General features: G+C 44.2%; 14 protein-coding genes. 1 reads left to right on the top strand and 13 read right to left on the bottom strand.

Annotation, left to right across the window (positions count from 1 at the left end):
• Nucleotides 1–30 precede the first annotated feature (30 nt).
• The 10 genes from AB4135_RS13945 to hisG form a co-directional block, all read right to left on the bottom strand.
• Nucleotides 31–1,134 (bottom strand): phosphoribosylaminoimidazolesuccinocarboxamide synthase, encoded by a 1,104-nt coding sequence (locus tag AB4135_RS13945; protein WP_371993778.1) that lies wholly within the window; start codon nucleotides 1,132–1,134, stop codon nucleotides 31–33.
• Nucleotides 1,135–1,285: 151 nt separating this feature from the next.
• Complete coding sequence (locus AB4135_RS13950) at nucleotides 1,286–2,053, bottom strand: hypothetical protein (protein WP_371993780.1); 768 nt, start codon at nucleotides 2,051–2,053, stop codon at nucleotides 1,286–1,288.
• Between the two features lie 191 nt (nucleotides 2,054–2,244).
• Nucleotides 2,245–2,886: a bifunctional phosphoribosyl-AMP cyclohydrolase/phosphoribosyl-ATP diphosphatase HisIE gene (gene hisIE / locus AB4135_RS13955; protein ID WP_371993781.1), complete on the bottom strand. Its 642-nt coding sequence runs from the start codon at nucleotides 2,884–2,886 to the stop codon at nucleotides 2,245–2,247.
• Nucleotides 2,887–2,940: 54 nt separating this feature from the next.
• Nucleotides 2,941–3,714 (bottom strand): imidazole glycerol phosphate synthase subunit HisF, encoded by a 774-nt coding sequence (hisF, locus tag AB4135_RS13960; RefSeq protein ID WP_371993783.1) that lies wholly within the window; start codon nucleotides 3,712–3,714, stop codon nucleotides 2,941–2,943.
• A complete protein-coding gene (gene hisA / locus AB4135_RS13965; RefSeq protein ID WP_371993785.1) occupies nucleotides 3,696–4,433 on the bottom strand; it encodes a 1-(5-phosphoribosyl)-5-[(5-phosphoribosylamino)methylideneamino]imidazole-4-carboxamide isomerase in 738 nt (245 codons plus the stop codon). The genes hisF and hisA overlap by 19 nt, the downstream gene beginning before the upstream one ends.
• Nucleotides 4,434–4,435: 2 nt before the next feature.
• Nucleotides 4,436–5,140: an imidazole glycerol phosphate synthase subunit HisH gene (gene hisH, locus AB4135_RS13970; RefSeq protein WP_371993786.1), complete on the bottom strand. Its 705-nt coding sequence runs from the start codon at nucleotides 5,138–5,140 to the stop codon at nucleotides 4,436–4,438.
• Complete coding sequence (hisB, locus tag AB4135_RS13975) at nucleotides 5,137–6,216, bottom strand: bifunctional histidinol-phosphatase/imidazoleglycerol-phosphate dehydratase HisB (protein ID WP_371993788.1); 1,080 nt, start codon at nucleotides 6,214–6,216, stop codon at nucleotides 5,137–5,139. The genes hisH and hisB overlap by 4 nt, the downstream gene beginning before the upstream one ends.
• 71 nt (nucleotides 6,217–6,287) lie before the next feature.
• Entirely contained in the window at nucleotides 6,288–7,352 is a 1,065-nt protein-coding gene (gene hisC / locus AB4135_RS13980) for a histidinol-phosphate transaminase (protein ID WP_371993789.1), read from the bottom strand.
• The gene (hisD, locus tag AB4135_RS13985) at nucleotides 7,349–8,665 is read right to left on the bottom strand and encodes a histidinol dehydrogenase (RefSeq protein WP_371993791.1); all 1,317 of its coding nucleotides are present in this window, start codon (nucleotides 8,663–8,665) and stop codon (nucleotides 7,349–7,351) included. The genes hisC and hisD overlap by 4 nt, the downstream gene beginning before the upstream one ends.
• Nucleotides 8,666–8,669: 4 nt before the next feature.
• Entirely contained in the window at nucleotides 8,670–9,569 is a 900-nt protein-coding gene (hisG, locus tag AB4135_RS13990) for an ATP phosphoribosyltransferase (RefSeq protein WP_371993793.1), read from the bottom strand.
• Nucleotides 9,570–10,117: 548 nt separating this feature from the next.
• On the opposite strand from hisG, the gene AB4135_RS13995 reads away from it, so the two are divergent.
• Nucleotides 10,118–12,043 carry an ATP-dependent DNA helicase gene (locus AB4135_RS13995; protein WP_371993795.1) on the top strand — a complete coding sequence of 642 codons (1,926 nt, stop codon included), beginning with the start codon at nucleotides 10,118–10,120 and terminating at the stop codon, nucleotides 12,041–12,043.
• Here AB4135_RS13995 and AB4135_RS14000 read toward each other — a convergent pair.
• The 3 genes from AB4135_RS14000 to AB4135_RS14010 all read right to left on the bottom strand — a co-directional run bounded on the left by AB4135_RS14000 (nucleotide 12,036) and on the right by AB4135_RS14010 (nucleotide 14,287).
• Nucleotides 12,036–12,461, bottom strand: coding sequence for a hypothetical protein (locus AB4135_RS14000; RefSeq protein ID WP_371993797.1), 426 nt, complete (start codon nucleotides 12,459–12,461; stop codon nucleotides 12,036–12,038). The genes AB4135_RS13995 and AB4135_RS14000 overlap by 8 nt on opposite strands.
• 87 nt (nucleotides 12,462–12,548) lie before the next feature.
• Complete coding sequence (locus AB4135_RS14005; protein WP_371993799.1) at nucleotides 12,549–13,439, bottom strand: DMT family transporter; 891 nt, start codon at nucleotides 13,437–13,439, stop codon at nucleotides 12,549–12,551.
• Nucleotides 13,436–14,287 (bottom strand): hypothetical protein, encoded by an 852-nt coding sequence (locus AB4135_RS14010; protein ID WP_371993801.1) that lies wholly within the window; start codon nucleotides 14,285–14,287, stop codon nucleotides 13,436–13,438. The genes AB4135_RS14005 and AB4135_RS14010 overlap by 4 nt, the downstream gene beginning before the upstream one ends.
• Nucleotides 14,288–14,476 lie beyond the last annotated feature (189 nt).

Raw genomic sequence — 14,476 nt, forward strand, 5'->3', positions numbered from 1 at the left:
TGCGGCTTTTTACTACCAACGGGTCGTATCTTAAACGATCAATTGATATTCACTGCGTAAAATATCGATGATCTCCTGCTTAGGGTTTTCACTGATATGCAGTTTCTGACCAATCACTTTCTCAGCAATACCGACATAAGTATTAGAGATGTCCATCATCACAGATTCAGGAAGCTTATTGTCTTTTGCTAAGGCAAAGCGTTCTTCCATGCGGTTCTTATTGAGTAAGATATCTGCATCTGGGAAGTGATTAAGTAACCACTGTCTGAAACCTTCTTTTGATTGCTCAATGATTTTGCCGTCGCGATGAGAACTACCATCCCAAATTCTAGAGCTATCAGGGGTGCCAACTTCATCCATATAGATAAGTTTCTCATTACCTGCAGCATCATTGACATAGCCAAATTCAAATTTTGTATCGACAAAAATTTGGTCTTGTTCGGCTAAGGCATCGCTAATCACGTCAAAGCCTTCTGAGAGCAATTTCTCGTATAAATCGATATCAGACTCATTGCTGAAATTAAAGCCTGCTACGTGGCGCTCAATGTCACTGCGCGATACGTTAACGTCATCAGCTTCTGGTACACCTTCTAGACCCGTTAATACACCTTTGGTTGATGGTGTGATTAGGATCTCTGGCAGCTTTTGATCTTTCTCTAAGCCTTCAGGTAAGGTAATGCCACAAAATTCACGTTCACCTTTGCTGTATGCGCGCCACATAGAGCCGGTAATGTATTGACGAGCAATAGCTTCAATCATCACTGGGCGAGCTTTTTGTACAATCCATACTAACGGATGTGGTATGTCCAAAATATGGCTATCAGCTAAGCCTTTTTCTTTGAATAGCTTAAACCAGTGATTTGAGATTGCGTTAAGTGCTGTCCCTTTACCAGGAACACCATTTAAACCGTTCTCACCTTGCCACACACAGTCAAACGCAGAGATACGGTCACTGATTACCATTATTGCTAATGGTGCGTCAGCGGGTACGTCATAGCCTTTGTCTTTTATCAAGCGAGCGCTGTCTTCTGGAGTTAACCAGTACACACTGCGCACTTTACCTGAATGTACGGGTTTATCGGTACGGATGGGAAGGTTGTCATTTACGACTAAAACTTTATCTGCAAGATTCATAGGGCACACTTTTATTATTGAGAAGCTTAATTTTAGTGGCGCAGATTGTATCAGAACTTAGTTTTGGCAACACTAGTAGGATAGCTGTTTTGGCCTAGATAAAAACAGTGTTCTTAATAAAAGAAAATCAACAACCTAGCTTGGATGTTTTTTACTGATATTTATCCAAAATATCATTAATTTTTCCATGGGCTTTCATTATCAAAATTTGTTCATCGTTCCAATCTATTAATCCTTGTGGGACACCATCCCCATAGCTCAAATGAATGTCCACTGGTGCGATAGTGTCGTTGATGTCGGTAAACACAAAAGCCGTTGGATTGATCTGATGTTTATTTAGACTATAAAGAACTCTACTTTTCATCTCTATAAATAGGTCGCCTCTGCGGCTTTGTAGTGCAAGAAGTGCACTTTTGTGGCTACTGACTTCCAAAACCTTTATTTGGTACTGGTCAATTAAGGGCGCTAACCCGGGATATTTAAAGCCTTTGAGTAGAATGAGCGTTTTATGTTGCAGTTGCTGCCAAACAATGGCGCTATCTGCTTTCAATGAAACTGCGATGTGATTTGCAGTAAAAAGAACTTGTTTTGACAGGCGTTTATTCTGTAGATATTTACCATCTTTAACGCGCCATGTCGGAGAGCCGTAGCTTATCCAATTGGGAAAGGTTTGTTTCTCTATCTCATAAAGATAACGCTTAAATGGCATGACTTGATTGACTATCTCAAATGGTTTTTTATTTGCCAAGAACTCAACAATATCAGTGACCACGCCTGTCTGCGGCCCTGCCTCTGCTGCATTTATCTGAAACGGCTCTGCTTGCTCAGATATGATCAAGTAAGCCAAAGTCTGCGCCGTGGCTGTTTGGCTCAATAATGTGGTTACTAAGAGCGTGATGAAAAGTAATGATTTAAACATGCTAACCAACGGGTTCTGAATGATAATCGCTTGTAGTATAAAGAGTTTGTAATTCTATGTAACTGTATTTGTGTGTGAATAATATTCTAATGCCTTTATATTAGGTGAAGCTTTAGTATTGAGCATTACAGGTTAACTATAATCAAGATGAAGATCTTAAGCGATATAGTTAACCTGTTATTCACCCCATTTTACTTGGCAGCGTTGTGTCGCTTCATCAGGTTTGCAGTGACCTCTTCAAGTGATAGTTCCTGATCTTCTAATAACACCAGTAGGTGATAGATAAGATCGGATGCTTCATCAATAAGTTCTGGTTTGTCATTGGTGGCGGCAGCTAATGCGGTCTCAAGCCCTTCTTCACCGACTTTTTGCGCGATACGTTTAGTGCCACGGTCAAACAAGTAAGCGGTGTAGCTTGATTTAGGATCTTGACCTTTGCGAGACGCAATTAATGCACTGAGATTATCAATGAAGCTATGGGCCTTACCATCGGTCCAGCAACTCTCGGTGCCTTTATGGCAAGTTGGGCCATTAGGCAGCACCTGAACCAATAAGCTATCGTTGTCACAATCCATATCGAGCGCAACTAGATCAAGCGTATTACCCGAGGTTTCGCCTTTGGTCCATAAGCGCTGTTTACTGCGGCTAAAAAAAGTGACTACACCGGTAGTGAGCGTCTTTTCTAAAGCTGCTTGGTCCATATAACCTAGCATCAGTACTTTACCGCTTAGGTGGTTCTGTACGATAGCGGGGATCAAACCATCGGTTTTGGCCCAATCCAATTGCGCTAACAGTGCTTGGTCTTGTGGTGTTGTTTGATAAAGCGATGTCATGTTGCATCCTCAATTCGAGCTAAATTATGTGTGGTTAACTTATACCGATTGGTATTAAACGCGCACAGCGATTTGATTGTCACGTAGATAACGCTTTAACGCTTGAATATCGATAATCCCTTTGTGGAAAACACTTGCAGCAAGTGCAGCATCGACATTAGCTAAAGTGAAGACATCTTTAAAGTGTGCCATTGTGCCTGCACCGCCTGAGGCGATTAAGGGGACATCGCATAGTGAGCGAACCATAGACAACTGTTCAATGTCATAACCTTGTCGTACGCCATCTTGATTCATCACGTTGAGCACTATTTCACCGCAGCCACGCTTTTGTACCTCTTCTACCCAATCTTGCGTAAACCATTGGGTGTCTTTGGTGGCAGACTCATCACCAGTAAACTGTTTTACTTTATAACTATCACTGATGTGGTCGTGGTAAGAGTCGATACCAATCACAATACATTGGCGGCCAAACTCGTCTTGTAAACGTTCGATTAAACTTGGGTCGGTTAACGCTGGAGAGTTAATTGAGATCTTATCAGCACCAAAGGCCAGCTTCTCACGGGCTTGTTCGATGGTGCGAATGCCCCCCGCGACACAAAATGGAATATCGATACGCTCAGCCACACGGCTGACCCACGACTTGTCGATAACCCGGTCATGGGCACTGGCGGTGATGTCATAGAACACCAATTCATCGGCACCTTCATCGGCGTAGCGAGCGGCCAGAGGCACAATGTCACCAACAATTTCGTGGTTGCGAAACTGGACGCCTTTAACCACTTTACCCTCTTTTACATCGAGGCAGGGGACTATGCGTTTGGCCAACATGTAATCGCCTCCTCAACGGTAAATTGATTGATAAGTAGTGCTTTGCCAATAATGATGCCATTAGCGCCACTGTCTTTCACCGCTTGCACATCTGCAAGGGTTGCAATGCCACCTGAGGCTTGCCAGTTAATTTCTGGATAGGCTGCGCTTATCTCTTGGTATAGCTCGGTATTAGCCCCTTTTAACGTGCCATCGCGGCTAATATCGGTTACAAGGGCGTGTTTTAGGCCAACCTCTGTAAACTCAGCCACTAAGGATTCCAGCGTTTTGCCGCCACCAGACTGCCAGCCTGACACCGCCACTATTTTATCGCCTTGTTCATTAATGTTGACATCGAGCGCTAAACAGATCGCATCGCTGCCATATTTAACAAACCAACTTTTGACTAATTCAGGCTCTTTGACTGCCAATGAGCCTATCACTACGCGGCTAACACCTATCTCCAGTAACTCACTCAACTGCGCTTCAGTCCTTACGCCACCACCGACTTGTATCGGTGTGTCTAGTCCTTGTACTAAGCTGGCTATAAGCTGTGTTTGGCGCTTCATCGGGTCTTTTGCGCCCGTTAAATCAACAATGTGCAGCAAATCAGCACCTTGCTCTTGGTAGCTTTGTAGCTGCGCTAACGGGCTTAAATCAAACGTCGTTTTTTGATTGTAGTCGCCTTGGTAAAGACGAACGACTTGACCTTCTATAAGATCAATTGCTGGTATGATCATCTTTACGCCTCACACTGATTTGAATGGTTGTTTTGCTTAAAAGTATCGGTCGACATGTTGAGGAAATTTTTCAACATTCTTGCACCAACGGATGCACTTTTTTCTGGATGAAACTGCAAGCCGATAAAGTTGGCTTTGGCTATCGCCGCGCTAAACTGCTCACCATGTTCTGCACTGGCTATAGTAAATTCACTTATTGGTGCTCGATAGCTATGGACAAAATACACATAATCGCCTTGGCTGATCCCTTCAAAAATAGGATGTGCAGATGGGGTTATTTGATTCCAGCCCATATGAGGCAGAGGTAAACCTTTACTATCAAGTTGTTCTATGTCGGTTGGGATCAGCCCAAGGCACTGACAGTCTTCAGTTGTTGCGCCACGCTCTTTTGATAAGCGCGTCAACATCTGCATGCCTAAACAAACACCGAGTACCGGTTGAGTCAGCGAGCTGATCACGTCGACTAACTGCTTGTTACGCAGTGATGCCATTGCCGCGCCAGCGGTGCCCACACCGGGTAGCACGACCCGAGTGGCCGCCTTAATGGTCGAGATATCATCGGTGACACTGAGGTTTCGACGCTCGTCAGCCGATAATAAACGTTCAAACGCGAAGCGAACTGAACTTAAGTTGGCGCAGCCGGTATCGATTATCACCGTGGTACCAGAGGTACCATTTGTTTGCTGATTACCTTCTTGCTCACTCATAGCACACCTTTACTCGATGGCAATGCATCACCTTCGATAGCAACGGCCTGACGTAGCGTACGACCCAGTACTTTAAACAAGCTCTCTACTTTATGGTGATCGTTATCACCTAAGGTTTTAAGGTGCAAAGTACAACGTAGCCCATCTGAGAATGAACGGAAGAAGTGTGGCACCATTTCGGTGGCCATCGCACCGACCATCTCACGTTCAAACTCTGCTGAGAATTTAATAAATGGGCGGCCTGATAGATCCAGTAAACATTCTGCGCTGGCTTCATCCATTGGAATCGCTTGCTCAAAGGCATTGCCAAAACGTGCAATTCCGCGCTTATCGCCTAATGCTTGGCGCAGTGCATCGCCAATTGCCAGAGCTGTATCTTCCACACTGTGGTGATCATCAATTTCTAAATCGCCATCCACGTTAACGTCCATCTTAAAATTACCGTGGGTCGAGATCTGCTCTAGCATGTGATCAAAAAAACCAATGCCAGTATTGATTGAACCTTTAACGCCAGAATCGAGGTCGATGGTGACTGTAATGTCGGTCTCTTTAGTGGTGCGCACGACGGTAGCCACACGATTTTTACTCAGTAGTTTTTCGGCAATGTCATTCCAAGTCAGGCTTTGTGGGTTGTATTGAAGCCCTTGAATGCCCATTGAGTCAGCCAGTCCCATATCGGTTTCACGATCGCCGATAACAGCTGATTGGGTGAAATCGATGCGACCAGTAGTCAGGTATTCTTTGACTAGCCCCAGTTTTGGTTTACGGCAACTGCAGTTTTCATCATCGAAATGTGGGCAGATAAGGACATCGTCAAATTTAACCCCTTGGCTGCTCAATATTTGCATCATCATATCTTGCGGTGCATCAAAGTCATCTTTGGGAAAAGAGGGGGTGCCAAGTCCGTCTTGGTTACTGACCATCACTAACCGGTAACCCGCAGTTTGTAGTTTTAATAGTGCAGGAATGACATTGGGCTCAAATACCAATTTAGCTAGCGTATCTACCTGTTTATCGGTCACAGGCTCTTCGATAATGGTGCCGTCACGGTCAATAAAGAGAATTTTTTGTTTCATTATGATACTACCTTTCAGATTTTTTAAATTTTGGACTTGGCGTTAGCCATCATGCCAAGTCATGATTATTCTTATTCATTCGGCGTCGAAAAAAGGTTAATTAAGTAGTCGGTTTGCGCCTGATTGGAAAAGCTAAAGCGAATACAGTTTGCTAAGCGTTTGTCGTTATAACTTCGTGCAATCACACCTGCTTGAGTTAGCTTTTGTTGGACAGCGGGCTGGTCATTAAACTCTGCCAAAACGTAATTACCGTGCGCTTTTACCACTTTGGCACCAAAGGCTTGCAATGCTTGTGCTAATCGCTGGCCTTGCAGCTTCATTTCATCTACCTGAGTTTGCATGGTTGTTAAGCCATTAGGACTTAGTGCTTGCTCTGCTAGTTCACTAACCGGCAATGGCACAGGGTAGGGGGCAATGACACGCATACACATATCGATAATGTCAGGGTTGGCGAGCAAAAATCCGCAGCGAGCACCAGCGAGTGCAAAAGCTTTAGAAAGGGTGCGCAGCACCACCAAATTGCTTTTGCTTGCGACTAAATCTGCCACCGAATACTCAGGGCTAAATTCGATATACGCTTCATCTATCACCACTAGCTGCTCAGGATGACTATCGATGACCTCAATAAGTACATCCCTTGCAATCACACTTCCGGTTGGGTTATTCGGATTGCAAATGAACAGGATCTTGCTGCTTAAGCCTTTATCAATCTGCACCGTATAATCCGTTGGTAGCTGAAAATCATCTGTCAATTGCAATGCATTCACCGCCACATTGGCTGTTTTGGCACTAATGGCATACATACCGTAAGTGGGACCAAAGGTGGTGATGGCATCCTTGCCAGGATTACAAAAGGTACGAATTAAAATCTCAATGGCTTCATCGGCGCCGCGACCGGTCAAGATACAGTTACTTGGCACCTTACTATAGCGACTATAAGCATCGATTAATGCTGGTGGCTGGCATTCTGGGTAACGGTTAACGCCCACTAAACCTGTGTTATTGAATGGTGATTCATTAGCATTTATCCAAATATCACCCTGGCCGCCAATACGCCGAGCAGATTGATAAACTTCCAAATCTAAAAGTTCAGGCCTAGCTAAACGCTGTGCAAGACAGTTTGTCTTCGTCATCATGCCTCCGAAGCGTCGTTGTTAAGGGTATTAAGTGATGCAAGACGCAGCGCCACCGCATTTTTATGAGCATCAAGTTGCTCTGCAGCAGCCAGAGTCATGACCGCATTGCCTATAGTGGCTAGGCCATCCGCGGTTAACTCTTGCACGGTAAAGCGGCGGCTAAAGTCGGCCAGTGACAAACTTGACACTGTTTTACTGTAGCCATAAGTCGGCAATACGTGGTTAGTGCCGCTGGCATAATCTCCCACAGACTCAGGAGTATATGCCCCCAAAAAGACAGAGCCAGCAGCGCGAATATTAGCTAACACTTCTCGAGGCTTCTCGGTTTGAATAATGAGGTGCTCAGGCCCGTAAAGGTTAGATACTTGTGCAGCCTCAATCATGTCATTGACCAGCAGTGTGCGGCTACAACTTAGCGCAGTAGTGGCAACGTCTGAGCGTGAAAGCTCAGACAATTGCTGCGTTAGTGCTTGATTCACCTTATTGGCCACTTCGCTAGAGTCTGTCACTAGCATCACTTGTGAGTCAGGGCCGTGTTCAGCTTGCGATAGCAAGTCAGCTGCTACAAAGCTGGCATTGGCTTTCGCATCGGCAATGACTAACACCTCAGAAGGGCCTGCCGGCATATCGATACTGACCGTTGCTCGGCTATCTTGGCTAACAGCACGTTTAGCTTCAGTGACAAAGCGATTACCTGGGCCGAATATTTTATCAACTTGAGGCACTGACTCGGTGCCAAAAGCGAGGGCTGCAATGGCTTGTGCACCACCTACTTGATAGATCTCAGTGATGCCACAGGCATTGGCGGCGTAGATAATAGCGTCGTTAATCGGTGGTGGACTGACTAACACTCGTTGACGGCAACCTGCAATTTTAGCGGGTTGTGCCAACATTAAAACCGTCGAGATCAGCGGCGCTGTGCCGCCCGGAATGTACAGGCCTACCTTCTCAATTGGTTCACTTCTAAGCTCACAGCGAATACCTTTTTGGGTTTCAACATCAACAGGGCTAGATACCTGTGCTCGATGAAAGGTATCGATATTTGCTTGAGCTTGGGCTATCGCTTGTTTAAGCTCCGCTGGCACAGCTTGGCAAGCTTGCGCTATTTGCGCTTTTGATAGCTTAAGGTTATCAATATTGACGCTGTCAAACTGCTTAGCAAAACGGCGCAAAGCACAGTCACCATCAGCCACTACCGCATCGATAATATTAGCCACAGTTTGCTCAAGGTTTGAGTCGCCGATCAGCGGCGACCTTGCCAATGCGTCTTGTTTCGCCGCTGTTGTTAATGTTTGCCAATTGAGAATGTCCATCAACTTACCCCATCATTTTTTCAATAGGCATGACAAGAATTGAACTTGCACCTAGCTGAGTAAGCTGTTCCATGGTGTCCCAGAACAGGTCTTCGGTGCTGACTGCGTGGATTGCAACACGGTTGGTATCATCATTGAGTGGCAATACGGTTGGGTTTTCTGCACCAGGAAGTAAGGCTACAATTTGCTCTAGGGTTTCAGTTGGTGCGTGTAGCAAAATGTATTTACTCTCTTTAGCGCGTACAACACCGTTGATGCGAGAAAGGATCTTGTTGATAAGCGCTTGTTTGTCATCTGGCTGGCTTGTGGTTGACTGGATAAGGCATGCCGTTGACTGGTAAATGACTTCAGTTTCATAAAGGCCATTGGCTTCTAGTGTGGCGCCAGTTGAGACTAAATCACATATGGCATCAGATAGACCAGCTCTAGGCGCAACCTCTACAGAGCCTTTGAGCATACAGTCGTTGTAGTTAATACCTTTCTGTTCTAGGTAGCGACGTAGCAGGTTAGGGTATGAGGTGGCAATGCGCAGCCCTTCGAGCGAGCTGGCATCTTGGTAATCAAACTCGTTAGGTACAGCAAGTGATAAACGACATGCGCCGAAATCAAGCTGGCGTAGCTTAGTGAACTCAGCGGGTTTGCCTAAGGTTTGGCGCTCGATTTGTTCTTCTTCCAGTACGTTTTCGCCAATAAAACCTAAATCGACGACACCGTCCATGACTAGGCCTGGAATATCGTCATCACGCACTCGCAGTAAATCAATGGGTAGGTTATCAGCGTGAGCAATTAGGCGTTGCTCATTGATATTAAATTTTACACCACAGCTCTTAAGTAATTTCAGAGACTCTTTAGATAGACGACCTGATTTTTGGATTGCAATTCTCAATCTGTTTGACTCTGACATGGATACTTCCTTTAAGTTGATTCAAAAATTCATATAAAACAAACTGTTAAACTAAAACCAAAAAACCCCTAGAATTCCTTCTAGGGGTTTTTGATATTTTGAATCAACCGCCAGAAGGAATGAGTCCTCCGGCAGTGAGCTTCCGAAGGCTACCGCATATGGTGATGATGATGGATAGTGTTCAAAAGCTGTATCATATTCTTGTTTCTCTACGTTAAATATTCAGTTGGGCCTGATGGCCATAAATCTGCAACCGAGATAACTCTGCGTTGCCGATACATTTAAATTAATCAGTTTTATAACTGATTGCAACCATTAATTTAAGCAGATGAGCAATGTTCATCTAAATGTCACAAGTTTCACTTTGGGCAAGATGAGTATCCACCTTGTTTCTAAAAAAGGACAATCGACAACTAGCAAATTCCGGCTTTTTTAGTGTTATTCGGCGATGAAGCGCTATAAGCCTATAGCAGCATACGTTACACTCAAGCTGTATCTCTTTTTATGACGAAGATGTTGGACACTATGACCACTAAGTACAGGTGCTTTTGAGCGCGAGATTAACACAGCAGGTTTTAGCGGCATTCTCAGCTGATGGTGCATTGGCTAAAGCAATCAAAGGCTTTAGTCTGCGTTTGGTGCAGCAACAAATGGCTGAAGCGGTTAGTGACTCGATATCAAGTCGTCAAAATCTTGTAGTAGAGGCGGGCACGGGCGTGGGTAAAACCTTCGCTTATCTTATTCCTGCACTGCTTAGTCATAAGCAGATTATTGTCAGTACCGGCAGTAAGAACTTGCAAGAGCAGTTATTTTACAAAGACCTACCCGCATTACTGTTAATGCTTGGTTTATCACCTAAAGTGGCCTTATTAAAAGGTCGCAACAACTATCTTTGCCAACATTTGATGGAAAAGGAGTTATCTGGTGCAAGTTCAATGGACACACAGATCCTTGATGACTTATTGAGGATCAATCAATGGGCAGGACAGACAACTGATGGTGATCTTGGGGGTCTAACTGCTGTGTCAGAAAGTTCGCAGGCACTGCCTTTAATAAGCAGTGCTAAAGAAACTTGTATTGGTCAACGCTGTGATCATTATGATGTTTGCTTTACCCGCAAAGCCCGTAGTCGCGCCATGGACGCTAAGGTTATTGTGGTTAATCATCACTTATTCCTGGCTGATAAAATTATTAAAGAGACAGGCTTTGCGGAGTTATTGCCCGATCCCGATGTGGTGATTTTTGACGAAGCTCATTTGCTACCTGATATCGCAGTGACCTACTTTGGCCAGCAATGTTCAACCAGAGTGATTGCGGAGTTACTGCAACAGTTTGCTGATATATATCGCAAAGAACTTCGCGATGCTAAGCAGATAGAACTACTGAGTGCACGCTGCTTAACCTTGCTCAACGATTGGCAGCAAACACTTTTCGACACCGGTGATACTGACTGGCGCAGAATGTTAAGTAATAAAGCGCTAGCAGCTTTATCTTGGTCTCTACTTAAAGAGCTAACCACCCTGAAAAGCGTCTTGCTGGGTCATGTCGGTCGCAGTGATAATTTAGATGATGCACTCGAAAAGTTGGATGTTCAAACGGCTAAACTCGAACTGTTTTTTTTGTGTGAGAACAATCAAGCTGCCTATAGTATTGATTACGGCCATCGTTACTTGATGCTAAGGATTGCGCCAATTGATGTCGCTAAAGAGTGTAAAAAGCTATTCGACGAAAAAGTAGCATGGATTTTTACTTCGGCTACGCTGCAGATAAATCAAGATCTGAGTCTGTTCACTAAACAGCTGGGAATAGGTAACTGCAAACAGCTATTGCTACAAAGCCCTTTTGACTATGCCAACAATGCCCTGTTTTGCGTGCCACGCCATTTGGCTAGCGTCAGTAATCACAGTGCGATATTACCGCAGTTTGTTGACGTTTGTGTGCAAGCGGTTGAAGCGGCTCAGGGACGAACTTTTATTCTATTCACTAGTCATAGAATGTTGAATCAAGTCGCAGTTGCTTTGCAGCGTCGAGTTTCATATCCGCTGTTAGTACAAGGTCAAGCGAATAAGCAAAGCCTACTGAAAAAGTACCGCCAATTGGGCAACGCAGTGCTACTAGGGACAGGGGCATTTTGGGAAGGGGTAGACGTACGAGGAAAACTGCTGAGTTGTGTCATCATTGATAAGCTGCCATTTGTTTCACCCGAAGATAATCTTTATCGCGCACGTAGTGAAAGCATCGCCAGAGAAGGGAAAGACCCTTTTACTGAGATCTCACTGCCACAGGCGGTGATATCACTCAACCAGGGAGTCGGACGCTTAATCCGCGATGAGAAAGACAAAGGGGTACTTATCTTATGTGACAATAGAATTGTTAATCGCCCCTATGGCCAAGCATTTTTAAATTCGTTGCCACCAATGGCAAGAACACGAGAGTTGAATAATGCCGTTAAATTTCTGCAGCAGGTTAAGTGATTAAGATTATCACCAAGTAGATGAGCACTAGTAGCAGCAGTGCCAAAATGCAGCGCCGTCGATACAACAATCCTTGAGGGTTAAGTAAGCTTGGGAATAACAGAAAGTTAAACGGATTAAATAGGGTTTTATAAGTAATAATTGCTACACCTTGCTGCCTGCCACGATAGAGCATTTTCGAAAAGTAGTACATAAATCGGAATAAAAGCACTGGAAAACTGATATAGATGAACAGTGTTAAGCTTAATTCCAATGACATTTCTAACTCTTTAAATGTAAGCATCAGCCCTTTATGCCAAGCTTCCTCAAGGTTAGCTGAAAAGTAGATTAGCATAAAGGCAGTCACAATCAGACTAAAGGCGATGAACAGAAATGAGTAGCGAAATAACCTAAACCAATCAACGGTGATCTGGCGCATATACCTCCCATTTTCAAAGTGATTGTAGGTGATAAAATAAAAAGCCCTGTTTAAATCTAGTTCAAAAATGTCTACCGCGGCCGAGTTTTAGTCGATCTCAATTCCTTTGTTTGGTCGCTGCTTTTGCATTACAACCCCTTGAGCAACTCCTGCGAGAATGATCATCAGTGCGCCAATAAGTTGAATACCATCAAGTGTTTCATTAAATATACTCCAAGCAAAAATAACCACTGCTACCGGTTCAAAGTAGGCGAGGGTGCCAAATGATATAGCGGGTAATGCTCTTAGTGCTTTGACGGCGAATAATATGGCTAAAAAGCCAGGCAGTATGCCGATAGCCACTAACCACACCCATTGTTCTGATGAAGGCATAATCGGGGCTTGTAATATAAATGGCAGTAGACAAACCGCACCAACGCTAAGTTGTACTAAGGTGCTTTGGTAGGGGGTTGATTGGCTTGGCTTACGGTTGATGAGCATAAAACCGCTGTAGCTAAGCATTGCGAGTGTTGCATAGAGGTAACCTAGAGTTTGTTGCTGGTTTTGGCTGTTGAGACTACTCGGCAAAATCAGCCCAAAACCAATTAGCGCGAGTATTATCAGAGCGCAGTTTACGTTATTCAACCGTTCTTTAAAAACAAAGTGGGCAAAGGCCGCGGTGGTTAATGGCGCAAGGTAGATAAGCATGACAGCATTAGCCATGTTGATATAACTGATGGCTTGTACATAGAACACCATAAAGCCCGCGAGCATTACTCCGTTGATGACTGTGCGTTTACTGGGTTTGTGGATTACTTGCTTAGCTTTACCACTCATTAGCATAAACACCAGCATACATGCAGCGCCAATGACTAATCGATAGAAGGTAATATGTTCTGCGGGTAGTGCTGCATAACGAGCGAACACACCGATGGTTGCCATTAATACTGCAGATAGAACAGCCAGCAACATAAAGCCAAGTGATTGTTGGCTATTCATGGGGCTTTAGCGGCTTGGCGCAGTTGGTATTGTTGCTCGGCAATTTGATTATATTTCTGCAATAAACTCATCGTTTCAGTCGTTATTTCACCAGAATTATTGCTATCGGCGAGCTGTAATAGATCGATCTTTAGTTGACCACGGCTATCAAACTGGCTGGCAAAAGTGCCCATACTGATAAGATCGAACTGCCACTGGGTTAATCGACCTAATACGTAATTGCCGTATTGAAACGCCTCGTATTCATTAAGCAGAGTCAGAAAATCACTAAACCCAAAGCCCGTGAGTGATTTTTGGGCGCTAAATGCAGCAATGTAACCTGAAGCGAGTTGATTATCTTTAACATTACTATGCTGTTGTTGACTGAGCTGAAATTGATAAGAGTGTCTGGTTTCATGAATTAGAAAGGCTAAGCTGGCAAATTTGTCTTGAGCTGCCAATTTGTCAGGGTTGAGATAAACAACACCTGAATTAACACTATCATTGGTCGCTAATGGAGATAAATACGTCACATCAAAGTCAAAATAGACCATTTTATTTGGGTAACTGTGGTTATCAATGATTAGCATGGGCGGCTTTATGCCCATTGAGCGATATTCTAATGCAAACACTTTACGCAGAAAGGGTATTTGCTCATCGATTGAGAGCGTGTGCCATTTTGAAAGTGCGGCGGTCAAATCTTTATCAGCAAGGATAAGCTCAACCAGTTTATCGCCATCTTTAATGGTTTTTGTTTGTGCAGCTATTAGGAAATCATACGCTTCTGGTTGCAGTGCGAACGCATGGGGTCGCTGAGATTGTAGCGTTTGAGTTGCATAAAAAGAGCCTGCAGCTTGTACGGGCGACATCAGGCTCAACTGCAGCGATAAAAAAGCTATTGGGGCTGATAGTAAAATAGATTTGGATGTAAAAATGGACATAGTATTTTACGGTCTCAGTAAAACTGAGGCGTCCTGTATTTATTATTATTCTAATTGGAGCAACACCATAATCGCTTAAGGTTTACAGGTCAAAATCAATTTATGATTTGGCTATAA

Source organism: Shewanella sp. 10N.286.54.B9 (assembly GCF_041468565.1).
Taxonomy (GTDB): Bacteria; Pseudomonadota; Gammaproteobacteria; order Enterobacterales; family Shewanellaceae; genus Shewanella.